Annotated in this window: 19 protein-coding genes; 10 read left to right on the top strand and 9 right to left on the bottom strand. The window is 61.4% G+C overall.

Going from position 1 to position 16,692, the window contains the following annotated elements:
* Positions 1-16: 16 nt before the first annotated feature.
* Both Q1V60_RS20710 and cysK read right to left on the bottom strand, forming a co-directional pair.
* Entirely contained in the window at positions 17-952 is a 936-nt protein-coding gene (locus tag Q1V60_RS20710) for an aspartyl/asparaginyl beta-hydroxylase domain-containing protein (RefSeq protein WP_300634096.1), read from the bottom strand.
* A 217-nt stretch (positions 953-1,169) separates the two neighbouring features.
* On the bottom strand, positions 1,170-2,144 hold the full coding sequence (gene cysK / locus Q1V60_RS20705; RefSeq protein WP_300634093.1) for a cysteine synthase A: 975 nt from the start codon (positions 2,142-2,144) through the stop codon (positions 1,170-1,172).
* Positions 2,145-2,268: 124 nt separating this feature from the next.
* On the opposite strand from cysK, the gene Q1V60_RS20700 reads away from it, so the two are divergent.
* The 3 genes from Q1V60_RS20700 to Q1V60_RS20690 all read left to right on the top strand — a co-directional run bounded on the left by Q1V60_RS20700 (position 2,269) and on the right by Q1V60_RS20690 (position 5,599).
* Positions 2,269-3,345, top strand: coding sequence for a DUF748 domain-containing protein (locus Q1V60_RS20700; protein WP_300634091.1), 1,077 nt, complete (start codon positions 2,269-2,271; stop codon positions 3,343-3,345).
* Between the two features lie 230 nt (positions 3,346-3,575).
* Complete coding sequence (locus Q1V60_RS20695) at positions 3,576-4,421, top strand: MoxR family ATPase (RefSeq protein ID WP_003210690.1); 846 nt, start codon at positions 3,576-3,578, stop codon at positions 4,419-4,421.
* A complete protein-coding gene (locus Q1V60_RS20690) occupies positions 4,421-5,599 on the top strand; it encodes a VWA domain-containing protein (RefSeq protein WP_300634086.1) in 1,179 nt (392 codons plus the stop codon). Before Q1V60_RS20695 ends, Q1V60_RS20690 begins: the two co-directional genes overlap by 1 nt.
* A 114-nt stretch (positions 5,600-5,713) precedes the next feature.
* Here Q1V60_RS20690 and Q1V60_RS20685 read toward each other — a convergent pair whose 3' ends face one another.
* The 3 genes from Q1V60_RS20685 to Q1V60_RS20675 are packed head-to-tail and all read right to left on the bottom strand — an operon-like array spanning position 5,714 to position 8,060.
* The gene (locus Q1V60_RS20685; protein ID WP_300634083.1) at positions 5,714-6,622 is read right to left on the bottom strand and encodes a biotin-dependent carboxyltransferase family protein; all 909 of its coding nucleotides are present in this window, start codon (positions 6,620-6,622) and stop codon (positions 5,714-5,716) included.
* On the bottom strand, positions 6,619-7,323 hold the full coding sequence (locus Q1V60_RS20680; RefSeq protein ID WP_300634080.1) for an allophanate hydrolase subunit 1: 705 nt from the start codon (positions 7,321-7,323) through the stop codon (positions 6,619-6,621). Before Q1V60_RS20680 ends, Q1V60_RS20685 begins: the two co-directional genes overlap by 4 nt.
* Positions 7,320-8,060 carry a 5-oxoprolinase subunit PxpA gene (locus Q1V60_RS20675; RefSeq protein WP_300634078.1) on the bottom strand — a complete coding sequence of 247 codons (741 nt, stop codon included), beginning with the start codon at positions 8,058-8,060 and terminating at the stop codon, positions 7,320-7,322. Before Q1V60_RS20675 ends, Q1V60_RS20680 begins: the two co-directional genes overlap by 4 nt.
* Positions 8,061-8,237: 177 nt before the next feature.
* Here Q1V60_RS20675 and Q1V60_RS20670 point away from each other — a divergent pair, with 177 nt between their 5' ends.
* Positions 8,238-9,158 (top strand): LysR family transcriptional regulator, encoded by a 921-nt coding sequence (locus tag Q1V60_RS20670; protein ID WP_300634075.1) that lies wholly within the window; start codon positions 8,238-8,240, stop codon positions 9,156-9,158.
* 171 nt (positions 9,159-9,329) lie between these two features.
* Here Q1V60_RS20670 and Q1V60_RS20665 read toward each other — a convergent pair whose 3' ends face one another.
* Genes Q1V60_RS20665 through Q1V60_RS20655 form a run of 3 tightly spaced genes read right to left on the bottom strand, consistent with a single transcriptional unit; the run spans position 9,330 to position 11,217 of the window.
* Positions 9,330-9,872: a DUF2937 family protein gene (locus tag Q1V60_RS20665; protein WP_300634072.1), complete on the bottom strand. Its 543-nt coding sequence runs from the start codon at positions 9,870-9,872 to the stop codon at positions 9,330-9,332.
* Positions 9,873-9,882: 10 nt separating this feature from the next.
* Entirely contained in the window at positions 9,883-10,659 is a 777-nt protein-coding gene (locus Q1V60_RS20660) for a class II glutamine amidotransferase (RefSeq protein WP_300634070.1), read from the bottom strand.
* A gap of 30 nt (positions 10,660-10,689) precedes the next feature.
* Positions 10,690-11,217: an MFS transporter gene (locus Q1V60_RS20655; RefSeq protein WP_300634068.1), complete on the bottom strand. Its 528-nt coding sequence runs from the start codon at positions 11,215-11,217 to the stop codon at positions 10,690-10,692.
* 24 nt (positions 11,218-11,241) lie between these two features.
* On the opposite strand from Q1V60_RS20655, the gene Q1V60_RS20650 reads away from it, so the two are divergent.
* Entirely contained in the window at positions 11,242-13,284 is a 2,043-nt protein-coding gene (locus Q1V60_RS20650) for a S9 family peptidase (protein ID WP_300634066.1), read from the top strand.
* A gap of 67 nt (positions 13,285-13,351) precedes the next feature.
* On the top strand, positions 13,352-13,825 hold the full coding sequence (locus Q1V60_RS20645) for a cyclic nucleotide-binding domain-containing protein (protein ID WP_300634063.1): 474 nt from the start codon (positions 13,352-13,354) through the stop codon (positions 13,823-13,825).
* On the opposite strand, the gene Q1V60_RS20640 is transcribed toward Q1V60_RS20645, so the two are convergent.
* Positions 13,822-14,100 carry a hypothetical protein gene (locus tag Q1V60_RS20640; RefSeq protein WP_065950521.1) on the bottom strand — a complete coding sequence of 93 codons (279 nt, stop codon included), beginning with the start codon at positions 14,098-14,100 and terminating at the stop codon, positions 13,822-13,824. The two genes, Q1V60_RS20645 and Q1V60_RS20640, sit on opposite strands and share 4 nt — an antisense overlap.
* A gap of 78 nt (positions 14,101-14,178) precedes the next feature.
* Here Q1V60_RS20640 and Q1V60_RS20635 point away from each other — a divergent pair, with 78 nt between their 5' ends.
* The 4 genes from Q1V60_RS20635 (at position 14,179) to Q1V60_RS20620 (ending at position 16,520) form a co-directional block, all read left to right on the top strand.
* Positions 14,179-14,865, top strand: a complete 687-nt coding sequence (locus Q1V60_RS20635; RefSeq protein WP_300634058.1) for a hypothetical protein — start codon at positions 14,179-14,181, stop codon at positions 14,863-14,865.
* A 59-nt stretch (positions 14,866-14,924) separates the two neighbouring features.
* The gene (locus Q1V60_RS20630; RefSeq protein WP_003210675.1) at positions 14,925-15,299 is read left to right on the top strand and encodes a YajD family HNH nuclease; all 375 of its coding nucleotides are present in this window, start codon (positions 14,925-14,927) and stop codon (positions 15,297-15,299) included.
* Positions 15,300-15,634: 335 nt separating this feature from the next.
* On the top strand, positions 15,635-16,102 hold the full coding sequence (locus Q1V60_RS20625; protein ID WP_003189607.1) for an RNA methyltransferase: 468 nt from the start codon (positions 15,635-15,637) through the stop codon (positions 16,100-16,102).
* A 67-nt stretch (positions 16,103-16,169) separates the two neighbouring features.
* Complete coding sequence (locus Q1V60_RS20620; RefSeq protein ID WP_300634054.1) at positions 16,170-16,520, top strand: DUF2892 domain-containing protein; 351 nt, start codon at positions 16,170-16,172, stop codon at positions 16,518-16,520.
* Positions 16,521-16,692 lie beyond the last annotated feature (172 nt).

Raw genomic sequence — 16,692 nt, 5'->3', positions numbered from 1 at the left:
TTCTATCGTGTTCGGATCAGAACAACCACTTCCACAGCAACACCAGCACCACCACCGCCAATACCGGCCGCGCAATGCGGTAGGCCTTGGGATGCTTGCGCTTCCATTGCTTGACCTGGCCGCTGAATTTGTCGCTGAAGGTCTTGCTCCAGGCATACGCCTGGTTGATCCCACCCACGCGCTCATCGTCCAGGTTCTGCGGCGCGGTAGCACGCCCCAACTGCTTGCTGACCCAGCGGTTGATGCCGGTCATCAGGCGATTGCTCAGCGGGCGTTCAATGTCGCAGAACAGAATCACACGGGTCTTTTCAGTCTCGTTTTTCACCCAGTGCACGTAGGTTTCGTCGAACATCACGTCCTCACCGTCGCGCCAGGCATAGACCTGACCGTCGACGAAGATGCGGCAGTCGTCGGAGTTCGGCGTGGACAGCCCCAGGTGATAACGAAGGGAGCCGGCGAACGGGTCGCGGTGCGGGTTCAAATGGCTGCCGCCCGGCAACAGCGCGAACATCGCGCCCTTGACGTTAGGGATGCTGCTGACCAGCGCCACGGTTTTCGGGCACAGGGCTTCGGCCGATGGCAGGGGTTTGTCGTACCACTTGAGGTAGAAACGCTTCCAGCCTTTTTTGAAGAACGAGCCGAAACCCGCATCATTGTTCTTTTCGGCGGCGCGGATGTAGCCCTCGTCGAACAGGTGCATGGCCTCTTCGCGGATCACTTCCCAGTTGTCCTTGAGCACGTCCAGTTCCGGGAACTTGCTGCGGTCCAGGTAGGGCTTGGACGGTACCGCGGAGAACAGGTACATCAAGGCGTTATAAGGGGCGAACAGCGCCGAATGGTTGACGAACTGGCGCAGCATCGGCAAGCGGGCCTTGCCGCGCAGGTGCACATACAGCGTGCTGCCGATAAACAGCAGCAACACCGACAGTTTGGCGGCCAAAGAAAAGGTCATGCAGCAACTCCTGGAAATAAGCGCCTGGCCAACAGCAGACGTAGCAGCCGGCCATGATAAACATTTGGGCCATTATGCAGAAGGCCTTGGCCGATCATCTGACACATATCAAGCCTGTGGCGAGGGAGCTTGCTCCCATTGGGCCGCGCCGCAGCCCTGAAAAAACGGGAGCGCTACGCACTCCAGCGGGAGCCGGCTCCCTCGCCACATGGCTTCATCAAGCCTGGGTTTCGTGCTCGGTGAACAAATCGCTGAACAGCATGCTCGACAGGTAGCGCTCACCCGAATCCGGCAGGATCACCACGATGGTCTTGCCCTGCATTTCCGGTTTCTCGGCCAGGCGCACCGCCACCGCCATGGCGGCACCGCATGAGATGCCGCACAAAATGCCTTCTTCCTGCATCAAGCGCCGGGCCATGGCCTTGGATTCTTCGTCGGTGACCAACTCCACGCGGTCGACCATCGACAGGTCGAGGTTTTTCGGCACGAAACCGGCACCAATGCCCTGGATCTTGTGCGGGCTGGGCTTGATCTCTTCGCCGGCCAGCGCCTGAGTGATCACCGGCGACACGGCCGGCTCCACTGCCACCGACAGGATCGGTTTGCCCGCGGTGTTCTTGATATAACGCGACACGCCGGTGAGGGTGCCGCCGGTGCCCACGCCCGCCACCAGCACGTCCACCGCGCCATCGGTGTCGTTCCAGATTTCCGGGCCGGTGGTTTTTTCGTGGATGGCAGGGTTGGCCGGGTTTTCGAACTGGGCCGGCATAAAGTAGGTGCCCGGGTCACCGGCAACGATTTCCCCGGCTTTCTCAATGGCGCCTTTCATGCCCTTGGCCGGTTCGGTCAGCACCAGCTCGGCGCCCAGAGCCTTGAGCACTTTACGGCGCTCGATGCTCATCGACGCGGGCATGGTCAGCAGCAGTTTGTAGCCCCGCGCCGCCGCCACGAACGCCAGGCCGATACCGGTATTGCCGGAGGTGGGTTCGACAATGGTCATGCCCGGCTTGAGTTTGCCGCTGCTTTCCGCGTCCCAGATCATGTTGGCGCCAATGCGGCACTTCACCGAGTAGCCGGGGTTACGCCCTTCAATTTTGGCGAGGATGGTGACCCCGCGCGGCGCGATGCGGTTGATCTGCACCAGGGGCGTATTACCGATGGAGTGCGCGTTGTCTGCAAAAATGCGGCTCATGACGGGTCCTGTTTGGCAATGTTCAGAAAGGTCCCAAGGGTATGCCTCGTGCCACAAGGCGTCCAGTCGGGAACGTTGCGCCTCTTGCCGCAGTCAATCTCCTACGAGCAAGGAGAACTGCCCCATGAAACGTCGCTACAGCTGGCCGCTCTGGACCATCGCCGGGTTGGTGCTGGTGCTGGTTGCCGTACACATCGCGCTGCCTTACCTGGTGCGTAATTACCTGAATGAAAAGCTCGCCGACATGGGCGATTACCGTGGCGAAATCGCCGATGTGGACCTGGCCTTGTGGCGCGGCGCCTACCGGATCAACGGTCTGCAAATCGTCAAGGTGGACGGCAAGGTACCGGTGCCGTTCGTCAAGGCGCCGCTGATCGAGTTCGCGGTAAGCTGGCATTCACTGTGGTACGACCATGCCGTCGTGGCCGAAGGGCATTTCGTACGGCCAGAGATAAACTTCGTCGACGGCGGCGCCAACAAGCAGGCGTCCCAGACCGGTAAAGGCACCGACTGGCAGGCACAACTGAGCAAGCTGCTGCCGATCACCCTCAACGAAGTGCGCATCGAAGACGGCAAGATCGCCTTTCATAACTTCAGTTCCAAGCCTGAGGTGAATATCAACGCCACCGAGGTCAACGCCAGTTTATACAACCTGACCAACGTGGTGGACGTCCAGGGCAAGCGCGACGCGCGCTTCGAGGGCAAGGCGCTGCTGCAAGGCCAGGCGCCGCTGGAAGCCAGCGCCACCTTTGACCCGCTGAGTGATTTCGAAGAGTTCGAGTTCCGCTTCCGCGCCCGCGACCTGCAACTCAAGCGCATGAATGACTTTGCCTCGGCCTACGGCAAGTTCGACTTCAAGGCCGGCACCGGCGACGTGGTGGTCGAAGCCCAGGCGGAAAAAGGCCAGCTGAGCGGCTATATCAAGCCGCTGCTGCGCGATGTCGAGGTATTCGACTGGCAGCAGGACGTGGAAAACAAAGACAAGAACATCTTCCGCTCGATCTGGGAGGCCGTGGTCGGCGCCAGCGAGACGGTGTTGAAGAACCAACGGAAAAACCAGTTCGCCACCCGCGTGGAGCTGAGCGGCAGCGTGCATCAGCAAAACGTCAGTGCGTTTTCAGCGGTTATCGCGATTTTGCGCAACGGCTTCATCCAGGCCTTCAATGCCCGCTACGAACAACCCAAGCCTAGCGCCGATTGAACCTGCTCCCTGTTGAACCTGCTCCCTGTAGGAGCGAGCTTGCTCGCGAAAAACTCGAAGACGCCGCGTTAAATCATGATGAGCGCGTTATCGTTGACGTTTTTCGCGAGCAAGCTCGCGCCTACAGCGGGATCGTGACCGGCCATTCAGAGACTGAATAACCCGTCTGCGTTCACAGTCGCCGGGGCTGCGCGGTATAGTCGGGCATTGATGAATTCGAGGAATGACCGATGAAGTTCGAAGGCACCCAGGCCTATGTGGCTACCGATGACCTGAAACTGGCCGTCAACGCCGCCATCACCCTGGAGCGGCCACTGCTGGTCAAGGGCGAACCGGGCACCGGCAAGACCATGCTCGCCGAGCAACTGGCCGAGTCCTTCGGCGCCAAGTTGATCACTTGGCACATCAAGTCGACCACCAAGGCTCACCAGGGCCTCTACGAGTATGACGCGGTCAGCCGTCTGCGCGACTCGCAGCTGGGTGTGGACAAGGTGCACGATGTGCGCAACTACCTGAAGAAGGGCAAGCTCTGGGAAGCCTTCGAGTCTGAAGAGCGGGTGATCCTGCTGATCGACGAAATCGACAAGGCTGACATCGAGTTCCCCAACGACCTGTTGCAAGAACTCGACAAGATGGAGTTCTACGTCTACGAAATCGACGAGACCATCAAGGCCAAAAAACGCCCGATCATCATCATTACTTCCAACAACGAGAAAGAGTTGCCGGACGCGTTCCTGCGTCGTTGCTTCTTCCACTACATCGCCTTCCCCGACCGCACTACCCTGCAAAAAATTGTCGATGTGCACTATCCGGACATCAAGAAAGACCTGGTCAGCGAAGCGCTGGACGTGTTCTTCGACGTGCGCAAGGTGCCGGGCTTGAAGAAAAAACCCTCCACCTCCGAGCTGGTGGACTGGCTCAAGTTGCTGATGGCCGACAATATCGGCGAAGCCGTGCTGCGCGAGCGTGACCCGACTAAAGCCATCCCGCCGCTGGCCGGTGCGCTGGTCAAGAACGAGCAAGACGTCCAACTGCTGGAACGTCTGGCATTCATGAGCCGTCGCGGTAATCGATAATGTTGCTCAACCTGTTCAATGAAATGCGTGCCGCCAAGGTGCCGGTGTCGGTGCGTGAGCTGCTCGACCTGATCAACGCGCTGAAACAGCGCGTGACCTTCGCCGACATGGACGAGTTCTACTATTTGGCGCGGGCGATCCTGGTCAAGGACGAACGGCATTTCGACAAGTTCGACCGAGCCTTCGGCGCCTACTTCAACGGCCTGGAAAAGCTCGACGACCATCTGCAGGCGTTGATCCCCGAAGAGTGGCTGCGCAAGGAATTCGAACGCTCGCTGAGCGAGGAAGAACGCGCGCAGATCCAGTCCCTCGGCGGCCTCGATAAACTGATCGAGGAATTCAAGAAACGCCTGGAAGAACAGAAAGAACGCCACGCCGGGGGCAACAAGTGGATCGGCACCGGCGGCACCAGCCCCTTCGGTTCCGGCGGCTACAACCCGGAAGGCATCCGCGTCGGCGATGCGGGCAAGCGCCAGGGCAAGGCGGTGAAAGTTTGGGACCAACGCGAGTACAAGAACCTCGACGATCAAGTGGAACTGGGCACGCGCAATATCAAGATCGCCCTGCGCCGCCTGCGCAAGTTTGCCCGCCAGGGCGCGGCCGAAGAGCTGGACATTGACGGCACCATCGACCACACCGCCCGCGACGCCGGGCTGCTGAATATCCAGATGCGCCCCGAGCGGCGCAACACCATCAAGCTGTTGCTGCTGTTCGATATCGGCGGCTCGATGGACGCCCATGTGAAGATCTGCGAAGAACTGTTCTCTGCGTGCAAGACCGAGTTCAAGCACCTGGAGTACTTCTACTTCCATAACTTCGTGTACGAGTCGGTCTGGAAGAACAACCAGCGCCGCACCTCGGAGCGCACCTCCACCCAGGATTTACTGCACAAGTACGGCGCCGACTACAAAGTGATCTTTATCGGCGATGCGTCCATGGCACCCTATGAAATCACCCAGGCCGGCGGCAGCGTCGAGCACTGGAACGAGGAGCCTGGGTATGTGTGGATGCAGCGGTTCATGGCCAAGTACAAGAAGCTGATCTGGATAAACCCGTACCCCAGGGATACCTGGGGGTACACGGCGTCGACGGGAATCGTGCGGGAGTTGGTGGAGGATCAGATGTATCCGCTGACCTTGCGCGGCCTGGAAGAAGGCATGCGCTTTCTCTCCAAATAAAAACCCATGTGGGAGCGGGCTTGCTCACGAATGCGGTGTACCGGTCGCCGAATTGGCAGACTGAAGCACCGCCTTCGCGAGCAAGCCCGCTCCCACACTTTTTGGACTGCGGCGTTATTTGAACCGGCGCAAATACTCGACATGCTGCCGATGCGCCGTCTCCTGCACCACCGGAGCCAGGCGCACCTTCTCCCCTGGCAGGCACTGCGCCAAGCGCGCCAGCGATAACGGCGTCAACGCTCCTAAGCGTGGATAGCCACCGATGGTCTGCCGATCATTGAGCAATACGATCGGCTGCCCATCCGGTGGCACCTGGACGGCGCCCAGGGGAATGCCTTCGGAAATCAACGACGGGCCCTGGTACTGCAACGGCGTGCCCAGCAGGCGCATGCCCATGCGGTCGGCGCGGCTGTCGAGGGCCCAGTCGGTATTGAATGCGTCGAACAGGCTTTGGCCGCTGAACTGGCCGATCTGTGCGCCGACGATCACGTCCAGCGAGGCAGCGGATTGCAAACCCGGCTCACTCAGCACTTTCATCGCCCCGCCCGTCCCGGAATAGGCCAAGCGCCCGCCTTCGGCCAACGCCTTGCCGAAACCATCCACGCCGCCCAGTTCCTCGCGCACCACCGTCGCACAACTGCCGAGCACCTGCGGCGCGTCAAAGCCACCCGGCGCCGCGAGGTAAGCCCGCGCGCCCTTGAACGGTTGGGTAAAGCGCAAGCGCTGGCCTTTTTGCAGGATAAAGCTGCGCCCTGGGCTGATTGCACGCTCATCGATACAGGCGCCCAGGTCGGCGCCGGCCAGGGCCAACAGGCAATAGTCCTCGGCCTGCACGGTAAAGCCGCCCAGGGTGATTTCCACCACGGGCGCATCCAGCGCATTGCCCAGCAGCCAGTTGGCCCACGACATCGACACCCAATCCAACGCACCGCCCTGGGTTACGCCCAGGTGGCGTACGCCAAAACGCCCGGCATCCTGCAACAGGCACAGCGGCGTGCTGGCCTCGATCATCAAGCGACTCATGCCTGTGCCTCCAATGGCGTGTCATCGCCCCCCAGGTTGACGAACTCAGCGTGGTCGACCGCCTCGAAGCGCACCGTGTCGCCCGGCTGCATCAGGCTGTAGCCGTCGCGTTCGCGGTCGAACAGTTTGGCCGGGGTGCGCCCGATCAGGTTCCAGCCACCGGGGGACATCACCGGGTAGGCGGCGGTTTGCCGCTCGGCAATGCCCACGCTGCCGGCCGTCACGCGTTTACGCGGGGTGCCGAGGCGCGGCGTGGCAAGGCTTTCGTCCACCAGCCCCATAAAGGCAAAGCCGGGGGCGAAACCGAGGGCGAACACTTGATAAGGATGGGTGCTGTGGCGACGAATCACCTCAGCCACCGCAAGCCCACTGCGCTGTGACAGCAAGCTCAGTTCCGGCCCGACGCTCAGGTCGTACCATACCGGCAGCACATGGCAGCGGCCGCCGCCCTGAGCCTGGGGCTGCAGGTCGGTCAGGGCCTGGTCGATCAGTGCCCGTGCCTGGGCCGGGGCCAGCGTGGCGAGGTCGTAATGCACCATCAAGGTGGTATAGGACGGCACCAGATCAACCAATGCACTGCCGAACCCGCTGCGCAAACGCTGGGTGGCGGCGAGCATCCATGGCATGTTGGCTTCGGCAATCACATCGAACAGCCGCACCATCAAGCAGTCGATGGCCACCACTTCAATCCGTGGCTTCATGCTGGCTTCAACGCCTCGCGGATACGCTGCACCGCGGCCACCGAGCTGGCGTTATCACCGTGCACACACAGCGTGTTGGCCTGCAAGACCAGGGCGCTGCCGTCGCTGGCGGTCAGGGGCTCGCCTCGGGAGAGGGTCATCGCCTGATTGAGGATGGTGTCGGTGTCGTGGTGCACCGCACCGGGCAATTGGCGGGAAACCAGATGGCCCTGGCTGTCATAGGCGCGGTCGGCAAAAGCTTCGAACCACAGGGTCACGCCGTATTCGTCACCCAAGGCCTGGGCCGCGCTGTTGTCGCGAGTGGCCAGCACCATCAGCGGCAGGTCGCCGTACGCGGCCACGGCCTGAACCACCGCGCGCAGCTGGGCGGGGTTGGCCATCATGTCGTTGTACATCGCGCCATGGGGTTTGACGTAACTGACGCGGCCACCCTGTGCCCGGCAGATCCCATCCAGCGCACCGATCTGGTAATGCAACAGGTCCTGGATTTCCTGGGCCGTGTACTGCATGGAGCGCCGGCCGAAGCCTTGCAGGTCCTGATAAGCCGGGTGTGCGCCCACTTGCACGCCGTGCTTGAGCGCCAGGCTGACGGTTTTGCGCATGATGCTCGGGTCGCCGGCATGGAAACCGCAGGCCACGTTGGCGCAATCGATGAACGGCATGACTTCGGCGTCCAGACCCAGGGTCCAGTTGCCGAAGCTTTCGCCGATGTCGCAATTCAATAGCAGGCGGCTCACGGGGTCGCTCCTGTAGGCTTTGTTTTTTTGTAGTGTGGGATCTTTTACCAACATCTCGCAACGATGTTGTCCTGAAACCCAACGACGCTTATCGTGGAACGGCTCGATTTTTGGCGCCGGCACGGTGCGGCGTCCAACTAATAAAAACCGATCCATGCATAAGAAAAAGTTGATCCCATGAATTTGAAGTTCCTCGAAACCTTCGTCTGGGTGGCCAAGCTCAAGAGTTTCCGCCTGACCGCCGAAAAGCTGTTCACCACCCAGGCGTCGATCTCCAGCCGCATCGCCGTGTTGGAAAGCGAGTTGGGGGTGAAGCTGTTCCTGCGCGATTCGCGTGGCGTGAGCCTGACCCCCGAAGGCGTGAAGGTGCTCGATTATGCCGAGCAGATGATGGTGACCATGCAGGGCTTGAAGCAGTCCCTGGAAACCACCAGCAGCAAAGTCGGACGGATTCGAATCGGCGCGATGGACACGGTGATCCACACATGGCTCAGTCCGTTGGTGGCTGAGCTGATGGAGCTCTTCCCGCGAGTGGAAATCGAGCTGGTCGCCGATACCGCGCTGAACCTCAGCGATCAACTGCAAAAAGGCTTCCTCGACCTGATCCTGCAAACCGACCTGCTGCGCCATGAAACCGTACGCAGCCTGGAATTGGGCAGCCACCCCATGGCCTGGATTGTCGCCAGCCACTCGATCTACAACCGCGACTACGCCTCCCTCGCCGAATTGGCTCAGGAGCGCATCATCACCTACTCGAAAAACTCCTGCCCCCATCAGGATGTGTTGAGTTTGATGCAGGCCAATGGCGTCGCCGCACCGCGCATGAACTGTGTGAATTCGGTATCGGCGATCACTCGCTTATTGCGCGATGGGTTTGGCATCGGCGCGCTGCCGCCGGTGCTGGTCAGCGAAGAGCTGGCACGGGGGGAGCTGGTGATGCTGCCGATGGCGCAGCAACTGCCGAATCTGCAGGTGGTGGTGTCGTGGCGGGTGGGGGTGGAGCTGGTGGAGGAAATTGTGGGATTGTGTCAGAAGGTGGTTGCCAGGTATGCCGAGGAAGTCGGCAAAGAGCACATGGTTCTCAGCCGGACCGATTAACCTGGCTGCCAGGCCGCCTTTGCAGGCAGGCCACATTTGGATTGCGGGGTGTCAGGCAGATAGTTATGGGCTGTAAGGCCGACACGGGAGCAAGCTCCCTCGCCACAGGTTCAGCGTCGCTTCCAGGGTTGTGTAGAAACCTATGGCCTCTCACAGTTGCCCGAGCCCGTTTTAGAGGCCTTTCAAGTCGCGCTCTTCAATCGGCCGGCTCTGGCGCAAGCGCCGGCCGCCCAGCACCACCCAGTCAATCAGTCGGAACAGGCATTCGATGCCGAACGACAACAGCATCGCCCCACCCAGGCCCCAGCCCATGGCTTCGGGCGTCAGCAGGATCTGGTAGCTGTAGCCATTCCAGGTTTCCAGGCGGATATCCGGATCGGCGGCCACCGCCACTTGCAGGGCGCGGATGTACCAGGGGCCTTGCATGGCCTGGAATTGCTTGTCCAACGCCAACTGGCGATCGAGCATCGCGCCCAGGCTGCTGGCGTCGCTCTGGAACACCGGGTCATCGCTGGCCCGGTAATGCGCCACCAGGGCTTGCATGTCACCGTTGAAGAACTGCTGCGCGGTGGACTCAAACCCGCGCAGGCCCGTCCCGGCCTCGATCAGGTGGGCTTCGACGCGCTTGGCGTAATCGTTGATAAACCCCGGCACTTGCACGCCGACCAACAAGCCAATGGCAAACAGCACCAACCGCAGATAGCTGAGCAACATGGTCGATTCCTTACTTGGTAACGCCCTGGCTGACGCATTCACCGCGTCGCCACAGGCTCCATTGGCCCGGTTCGTAGCGGGTCCAGTTTTCGTTGTCGGTCAGCGGCTCGGTGGCGATCACCGTTACCACGTCGTTGGGGGTGGTTTCGGCCTGAAAATCGACGATCACGTCGACATCTTTCAAGCGGGCCGGGCCAAACGGCGCGCGCCGGGTAATCTGTGCCAGTTTGGTCGAGCAATAGCAAAACAGCCAGTCGCCATCGCTGAGCAGGCAGTTGAACACGCCTTTGCTGCGGTATTCGGCACAGGCGGCGATCAGGTCCGGCAGCATCTGCTCGATGTCCACCGGCTCCGGGAAGGCTTCGCGCACGCGGTTGAGCAGGTCGCAAAACGCCGCTTCGCTGTCGGTGTCGCCGACCGGTCGATAGAAGATGGCGCGGGGGTTGAAGTCCGCCAGTTGGCCATTGTGCGCAAAACACCAGTTGCGGCCCCACAGTTCGCGCACGAACGGGTGGGTATTGGCCAGGCTGACCTTGCCCACATTGGCCTGGCGGATATGGCCGATCACCACTTCGCTCTTGATGGGATAACGCTGCACCAGCAGCGCGACTTCCGACTCGCTGCTCGCGGCCGGGTCCTGGAACAGTCGCAGGCCACGGCCTTCGTAGAAGGCGATGCCCCAACCGTCGCGGTGGGGGCCGGTACGCCCGCCCCGCTGCATCAGCCCGGTGAAGCTGAACACGATATCGGTGGGGACGTTGGCACTCATGCCCAATAATTCACACATGCCAGGGCTCTCGCAGCAGGACGGACAACGTTAAAGGCGCGGTTCGACCCGCATGCCACCCACAGGCGCCGGGCGACGGAACGGTTCGTCTTCTTCCGGTTCGACGGCCAACGCGGCATCCCTGGCGGCCTCGCGTTCGCGGCGGGCCTTGGCGCCGCGCTCGATGGGCCAGCGGATCAGCACGAACACGATGTACAGCGCGAACACGATCATCGTGTACATGAACAGATCGGAGATGGCGCGCCAGGCGTTGTTGCCGACCTTGAGCAGCAGGTCCAGGGCGGTGATCGCCACGGCCGGCGCGAACTGGGTCTTGATCGGGTCGACGATGGTGGGGCTGAGCAACAGCACCGCCATCAGCAACTGCAACGGCTCACGCAGCCAGCGCCAGATCCAGCGGGTCATGCGCCACCACACCAACAGGCAGCCCAAAGCGGCGAAGGCGTAAAGGCCCCAAGCGGTCAGATAGTCGTTCTCGGTCATGGTGTCCATGGCAAGGCTGGCAAAGAGGCGGCTATGATAACGGCTTTTGCGTGTGGCGGCTGCAATGCCGGCCACCGTCCGCCAGATAGAGAATTATCCATGCCTATTTCATCCGCACCGATTGCCCGCAAAGCCCCAGGCCCAGACCCATACGCCTGGCTGCAAGAACGAGACAGCACAGAGGTGCTCGATTACCTCAAGGCGGAAAATGCCTGGCAGCAAGCGCAGCTCGCCGACCAGCAGGCGCTGCGCGAGACCCTGTTCGAAGAGATCAAGGGCCGTATCCTGGAAACCGACTTGTCCCTGCCCTCCCCCTGGGGCCCGTATCTGTACTACACCCGCACCACCGCCGGTGACGAATACGCGCGTCACTACCGCTGCCGCCGCCCGGCCGATGACAGCAACCAGGTGGATGACAGCAGCGAAGAGCTGCTGCTGGACCCGAACGTGCTGGCCAATGGCGGCTTTTTTTCCCTCGGCGCGTTCAGCATCAGCCCCGACCACCAGCGCCTGGCCTACAGCCTCGACACCAGCGGTGAAGAGATCTACACCCTGTACGTGAAGGAATTGGCGACCGACAAGGTCAGTGAACTGGTATTCGACAATTGCGACGGCAGCATGACCTGGGCCAATGACAGCCTCACGCTGTTCTTCGGCGAACTGGACGACACCCACCGCCCGCACAAACTCTACCGTTACCGCCTGGATGGTACGGCGGCGCAGGAAGTGTTCCACGAACCCGACGGACGCTTCTTCCTGCATTGCTACCGCTCCAGCTCCGAGCGCCAGTTGCTGCTGGCCCTGGGCAGCAAGACCACCAGCGAAATCTGGGCGCTGGACGCCGACCAGCCGCACCTGGGCTTCACCTGCCTGGCGCCGCGGGTGGAAGACCATGAATACGATGTCGACCACGGCCAATTGAACGGCCAGTGGACCTGGTTTATCCGCAGCAACCGCGACGGTATCAACTACGCGCTGTTCGTCGCCCCTGACACCGGCACGGTACCCACCGAAGCCGACTGGCAGAACCTGATCCCTCACAGCGACGAAGTGATGCTTGACGGCGTCAGCCTGAATGCCAGCGCCATGACCTTGAGCCTGCGCATGGGTGGCCTGCCGGTGATCGAAGTGCACCCCCAGGGCGTACCGGCCTATCGCGTGGAACTGCCTGACGCGGCTTACAGCCTTTACGTACAAAACAGCCTGGAATTTGCCAGCGACAAGATTCGCCTGCGCTATGAAGCACTCAACCGTCCGGCCCAGGTGCGTCAGTTGGAACTGGCCAGCGGTGCACAGCAGGTGCTCAAGGAGACCCCGGTACTCGGTGTGTTCAACGCCGACGATTATGTCAGCCAGCGTCTGTGGGCCACGTCCGCCGACGGCACCCAGGTGCCGATCAGCCTGGTGGTCAAGCGTGACCAGCTCGGCAAGCCGACGCCGCTGTACCTGTATGGCTACGGCGCGTACGGATCGAGCCTTGACCCTTGGTTCTCCCATGCGCGCCTGAGCCTGCTCGACCGGGGCGTGGCATTTGCCATCGCGCATGTACGCGGCGGCGGCGAACTGGGCGAAGCCTGGTACCGCAATGGCAAGCAGGAACACAAACAGAACACCTTCAGCGATTTTATTGCCTGCGCCGAACACCTCATCGCCCAGGGCCTGACCACGTCGCGTCAACTGGTCATCAGCGGCGGCAGCGCCGGCGGCCTGTTGATCGGCGCCGTGCTCAATCAGCGCCCGGAGCTGTTCCAGGCGGCGATTGCCGAAGTGCCGTTTGTGGATGTGCTCAACACCATGCTCGACCCGGAACTGCCACTGACCGTCACCGAATACGACGAGTGGGGCAACCCGCAGGAGCCAGAAGTGCATGCGCGCATCAAAGCGTATGCGCCATACGAAAACGTGCGAGCCCAGGCCTACCCGCACATGCTGGTGATCGCCGGTTACAACGACAGCCGCGTGCAGTACTGGGAAGCAGCCAAATGGGTGGCCAAACTGCGCGACACGAAGACGGACGATAACCTGCTGCTGCTCAAGACCGAGCTGGGCGCCGGTCACGGGGGCATGAGCGGTCGTTACCAGGGATTACGTGACGTAGCGCTCGAATATGCATTTGTGTTCAAGGCGCTGGGCTTGATTTGAGAACTTAGTGGCGCGGCCCTGTCTGAACACAGGACCGCCTACCTTTTGATGGACCAAGATTGCAGCTATGTCACAACCTACCCTGCTTAACGACGAAATCCGCGACATGCTGATGGACTGCGGCCTGTTCGACCCGCTGCTGCCAGAAGATTTTCATATCGCCGCGGGCTACTTCAATATCAGCAGCATTGCCCAGGATGAGGTGATTTTCCTCGAGGGCGATGCCGGCACCTTCATGTGCATCCTCCACAGCGGCCAGGTGGCGGTGCAGAAAACCAACCACACAGGGCAACCCTTGACCATCGCCACCCTGCGCAGCGGCCGGGCCTTTGGCGAAATGGCGGTGCTCGACGGCGAACGGCGTTCAGCCAGCTGCATTGCGGCCACCGACTGCGTGCTGCTGAACCTGGGCAAGGACGCCCTGGAGAAAATGCTCAACGAAGCGCCCAGGGTGGCGGCCAAGATCATCCGCGCAATTGCCATCGCCCTGTCCAAGCGCCTGCGCATGGCTGATGGGCAATTACTCGCGCAGCAGTTCTAACCGCCTGGGGTCTTCGGCTTGCTGTCGTTCTGTTGCAAGCCGGGGACGGTCTGGTCCTTTGGCGGCGCCGGCAGCACGATGGGCGCCAGCGGCGGCGAACCGTTGGTTTTGGGCACGACGGGCGGAGTGACCTGCGGGTACAACGTCGGCGTCGGCGTGCCCGGCGCACCGGGGGTTGGCGCGGGTGCGACCGGCACGGTTTGCAACTCCTGCGCCTGCGCCGCGCCCAATGTGAGCGCGCCAAGCACAATGACCGTTAGAATGCTGCACTTCATCGATGGCTCCATGGCCTGACCGTAATGTCGTAAGGCTACTCCCAACCGCGCAAGAATGCCCTTCCCAATGAGATTTCCATGAAACGTTTCGTTCTGCTGGACACCACCCCGATCCCCGACAACGGCGGTGCCTTGTGCCTGTTCGAATACGGCGAGGATTTTGTCATCAAGATCCAGGGCGGTGACGGTGGCCAGTTGATGAACACGCGCATGCACGGCTCCGAAGACGCCCTGGCGGAAATTCCGTGCCGCAAAGTCGCCGGTCGGCCCGGCTCGCGGGTGTTGATTGGCGGCTTGGGCATGGGGTTTACCCTGACCTCGGCGCTCAAGCATTTGGGCAAGAGCGCCGAAGTGGTGGTGGCCGAATTGGTGCCGGGCGTGGTGGAGTGGAATCGTGGGCCGCTGGGTGAAAAGTCCGGCCGCCCCTTGCTCGACCCGCGCACGGTGATCCGCCTGGAAGACGTGGCCAAGGTGCTGCAGGCCGAGCCCCAGGGGTTTGATGCGATCATGCTCGATGTCGATAACGGCCCTGAGGGCCTTACGCAAAAAGCCAACAGCTGGTTGTATTCCGCCGGTGGCCTGGCCGCCTGCGCCAAGGCCCTGCGCCCCAAGGGCGTGCTTGCCGTGTGGTCAGCCAGCGCCGACAAACTGTTCAGCGACAAACTGCGCAAGGCCGGTTTCAAGGCTGAAGAAGTGCAGGTGTTTGCCCATGGCAACAAAGGCACGCGACACACCATCTGGATTGCGGAAAAGCTCAAGGGCTAATTGCGCTGTGATTAGCTAGAATCAACCTGACCGTGACCACCCAATAGCCAGGAGCCATGATGAGCTCGACTAACCCGCCCTCCCACACCGCCAAGCTGGACCGCATCCTCGCCGATGCCCAGCGCGACCGGGAAATGGGCTACCGCGACAAAGCCCTGAAAATGTACCCCCATGTGTGCGGCCGCTGCGCCCGTGAATTCGCCGGCAAGCGCCTGAGCGAACTGACCGTGCATCACCGCAACCACAATCATGACGACAATCCCCAGGACGGCTCCAACTGGGAATTGCTCTGCCTGTACTGCCATGACAACGAGCATTCGCGCTATACCGACCAGCAGTATTTCGGCGAAGGCTCCACCAGCAGCCCGACGATTGCCAAGGCCACGCACAACCCGTTTGCTGCGTTGGCCGGGTTGATGAAGAAAGACGACTGAAGATTTTGTTGTCAGTACCCGCTCATCGGCGGCAAGCCCCTCCCACCTTTGCAATCCATCATCCCGTGGGAGGGGGCTTGCCCCAATGCCGGTCAGTTAAGCGCTAAAGCAGAAAAACCTGCGACCTGTGGCGAGGGAGCTTGCTCCAGTTGGGGCGCGAAGCGGCCCCAAAAATGGGACTGCTACGCAGTCCAGCGGGAGCAAGCTCCCTCGCCACAGGGACCGGTTCTGTCTTAACTGACTGGCATTAGGGCTTGCCCCCGATAGCGATCGCCCAAGCACCACAGTGCCCGAGACCGTATAATCCCGGTTTTTCCTGCAAGGCACCTTTCCCCGTGGGCAATAAACGTTACAGCTGCATCGGTCTGTATAACCCAAAATCCCCGGAAAACGTCGGTTCGGTAATGCGCGCCGCCGGCTGCTACGGCGTGGCTTCGGTGTTCTATACCGGCGTGCGTTACGAGCGCGCGCGGGATTTCATCACCGACACCAAGAAGGTTCACCACGACATTCCGCTGATCGGCATCGATGACCTGAAAAAGATCCTGCCCCTGGGCTGCATCCCTGTCGCCGTGGAACTGGTGGAAGGCGCCCGCCCGCTGCCCGAATACACCCACCCCGACCGCGCCCTGTATATCTTCGGCCCCGAAGACGGCTCGCTGGATAAAGAGATTCGCGACTGGTGCGAAGACGTGGTCTACATCCCAACCACCGGCTGCATGAACCTCGCCGCCACCGTCAACGTGGTGCTTTACGACCGCCTGGCCAAGGGCAACAACACCCGCTCCGGCCCCAAGTACTGAAATATCGGGAACATCCGGCCCTCGGGAACAGTCAGCTATTTACACTTGCCTCTGTTGGAGACCGATCATGAGCGACAGCAAAACCCTGCGACCTGTCATTGAACACCTGCAACCAGACACCCAGCGCACGCAGAATGTGCACGGTTGGGAACGCATCGGCTCGGTAGCCGGTGGCGCGATGATGGTAGGCAAAGGCCTGCGCCGTGGCGGGATTTTTGGGCTGATCCAGGTGGCAATTGGTGGCGTGGCGCTGGTACGTGGCTTCACCGGGCACAGTTCACTCAAGGACAAGCTGGAGCAAGGCCGCCAGGAAATGAACAGCGTGCGCACGAAGATCGAGCGGGCGGGCGAAGAGCTGAAGAACTTGAAGACCAAGGCCGAAGTGGCGGCTGAAAATGCGGTAAAAACCACAGGCTAAGCCAGGTTATCGGGCTGCCGGTGATTCAAATGTGGGGTGGGGCTTGCCCTAATGCCGGTCAGTTAAGCGTTAAAGCCGACACCAGTAACCTGTGGCGAGGGAGCTTGCTCCCGCCGGGTCGCGATGCGGCCCCAGAAAATGGGACTGCTACGCAGTCCAGCGGGAGCAAGCT

It is taken from the genome of Pseudomonas sp. (assembly GCF_030147005.1).
In the GTDB taxonomy this organism is placed as follows: domain Bacteria; phylum Pseudomonadota; class Gammaproteobacteria; order Pseudomonadales; family Pseudomonadaceae; genus Aquipseudomonas.
This window is presented reverse-complemented; position numbering and strand designations above follow the sequence as displayed.

What these genes read in the sequence shown, in the direction of transcription:
- cysK (WP_300634093.1), bottom strand. Translation starts at nt 2,144, where the DNA reads ATGAGCCGCATTTTTGCAGACAACGCGCACTCCATCGGTAATACGCCC.
- Q1V60_RS20695 (WP_003210690.1), top strand. Translation starts at nt 3,576, where the DNA reads ATGAAGTTCGAAGGCACCCAGGCCTATGTGGCTACCGATGACCTGAAA.
- Q1V60_RS20700 (WP_300634091.1), top strand. Translation starts at nt 2,269, where the DNA reads ATGAAACGTCGCTACAGCTGGCCGCTCTGGACCATCGCCGGGTTGGTG.
- Q1V60_RS20640 (WP_065950521.1), bottom strand. Translation starts at nt 14,100, where the DNA reads ATGAAGTGCAGCATTCTAACGGTCATTGTGCTTGGCGCGCTCACATTG.
- Q1V60_RS20630 (WP_003210675.1), top strand. Translation starts at nt 14,925, where the DNA reads ATGAGCTCGACTAACCCGCCCTCCCACACCGCCAAGCTGGACCGCATC.
- Q1V60_RS20645 (WP_300634063.1), top strand. Translation starts at nt 13,352, where the DNA reads ATGTCACAACCTACCCTGCTTAACGACGAAATCCGCGACATGCTGATG.
- Q1V60_RS20665 (WP_300634072.1), bottom strand. Translation starts at nt 9,872, where the DNA reads ATGTTGCTCAGCTATCTGCGGTTGGTGCTGTTTGCCATTGGCTTGTTG.
- Q1V60_RS20635 (WP_300634058.1), top strand. Translation starts at nt 14,179, where the DNA reads ATGAAACGTTTCGTTCTGCTGGACACCACCCCGATCCCCGACAACGGC.
- Q1V60_RS20710 (WP_300634096.1), bottom strand. Translation starts at nt 952, where the DNA reads ATGACCTTTTCTTTGGCCGCCAAACTGTCGGTGTTGCTGCTGTTTATC.
- Q1V60_RS20620 (WP_300634054.1), top strand. Translation starts at nt 16,170, where the DNA reads ATGAGCGACAGCAAAACCCTGCGACCTGTCATTGAACACCTGCAACCA.
- Q1V60_RS20685 (WP_300634083.1), bottom strand. Translation starts at nt 6,622, where the DNA reads ATGAGTCGCTTGATGATCGAGGCCAGCACGCCGCTGTGCCTGTTGCAG.
- Q1V60_RS20690 (WP_300634086.1), top strand. Translation starts at nt 4,421, where the DNA reads ATGTTGCTCAACCTGTTCAATGAAATGCGTGCCGCCAAGGTGCCGGTG.
- Q1V60_RS20650 (WP_300634066.1), top strand. Translation starts at nt 11,242, where the DNA reads ATGCCTATTTCATCCGCACCGATTGCCCGCAAAGCCCCAGGCCCAGAC.
- Q1V60_RS20670 (WP_300634075.1), top strand. Translation starts at nt 8,238, where the DNA reads ATGAATTTGAAGTTCCTCGAAACCTTCGTCTGGGTGGCCAAGCTCAAG.
- Q1V60_RS20680 (WP_300634080.1), bottom strand. Translation starts at nt 7,323, where the DNA reads ATGAAGCCACGGATTGAAGTGGTGGCCATCGACTGCTTGATGGTGCGG.
- Q1V60_RS20660 (WP_300634070.1), bottom strand. Translation starts at nt 10,659, where the DNA reads ATGTGTGAATTATTGGGCATGAGTGCCAACGTCCCCACCGATATCGTG.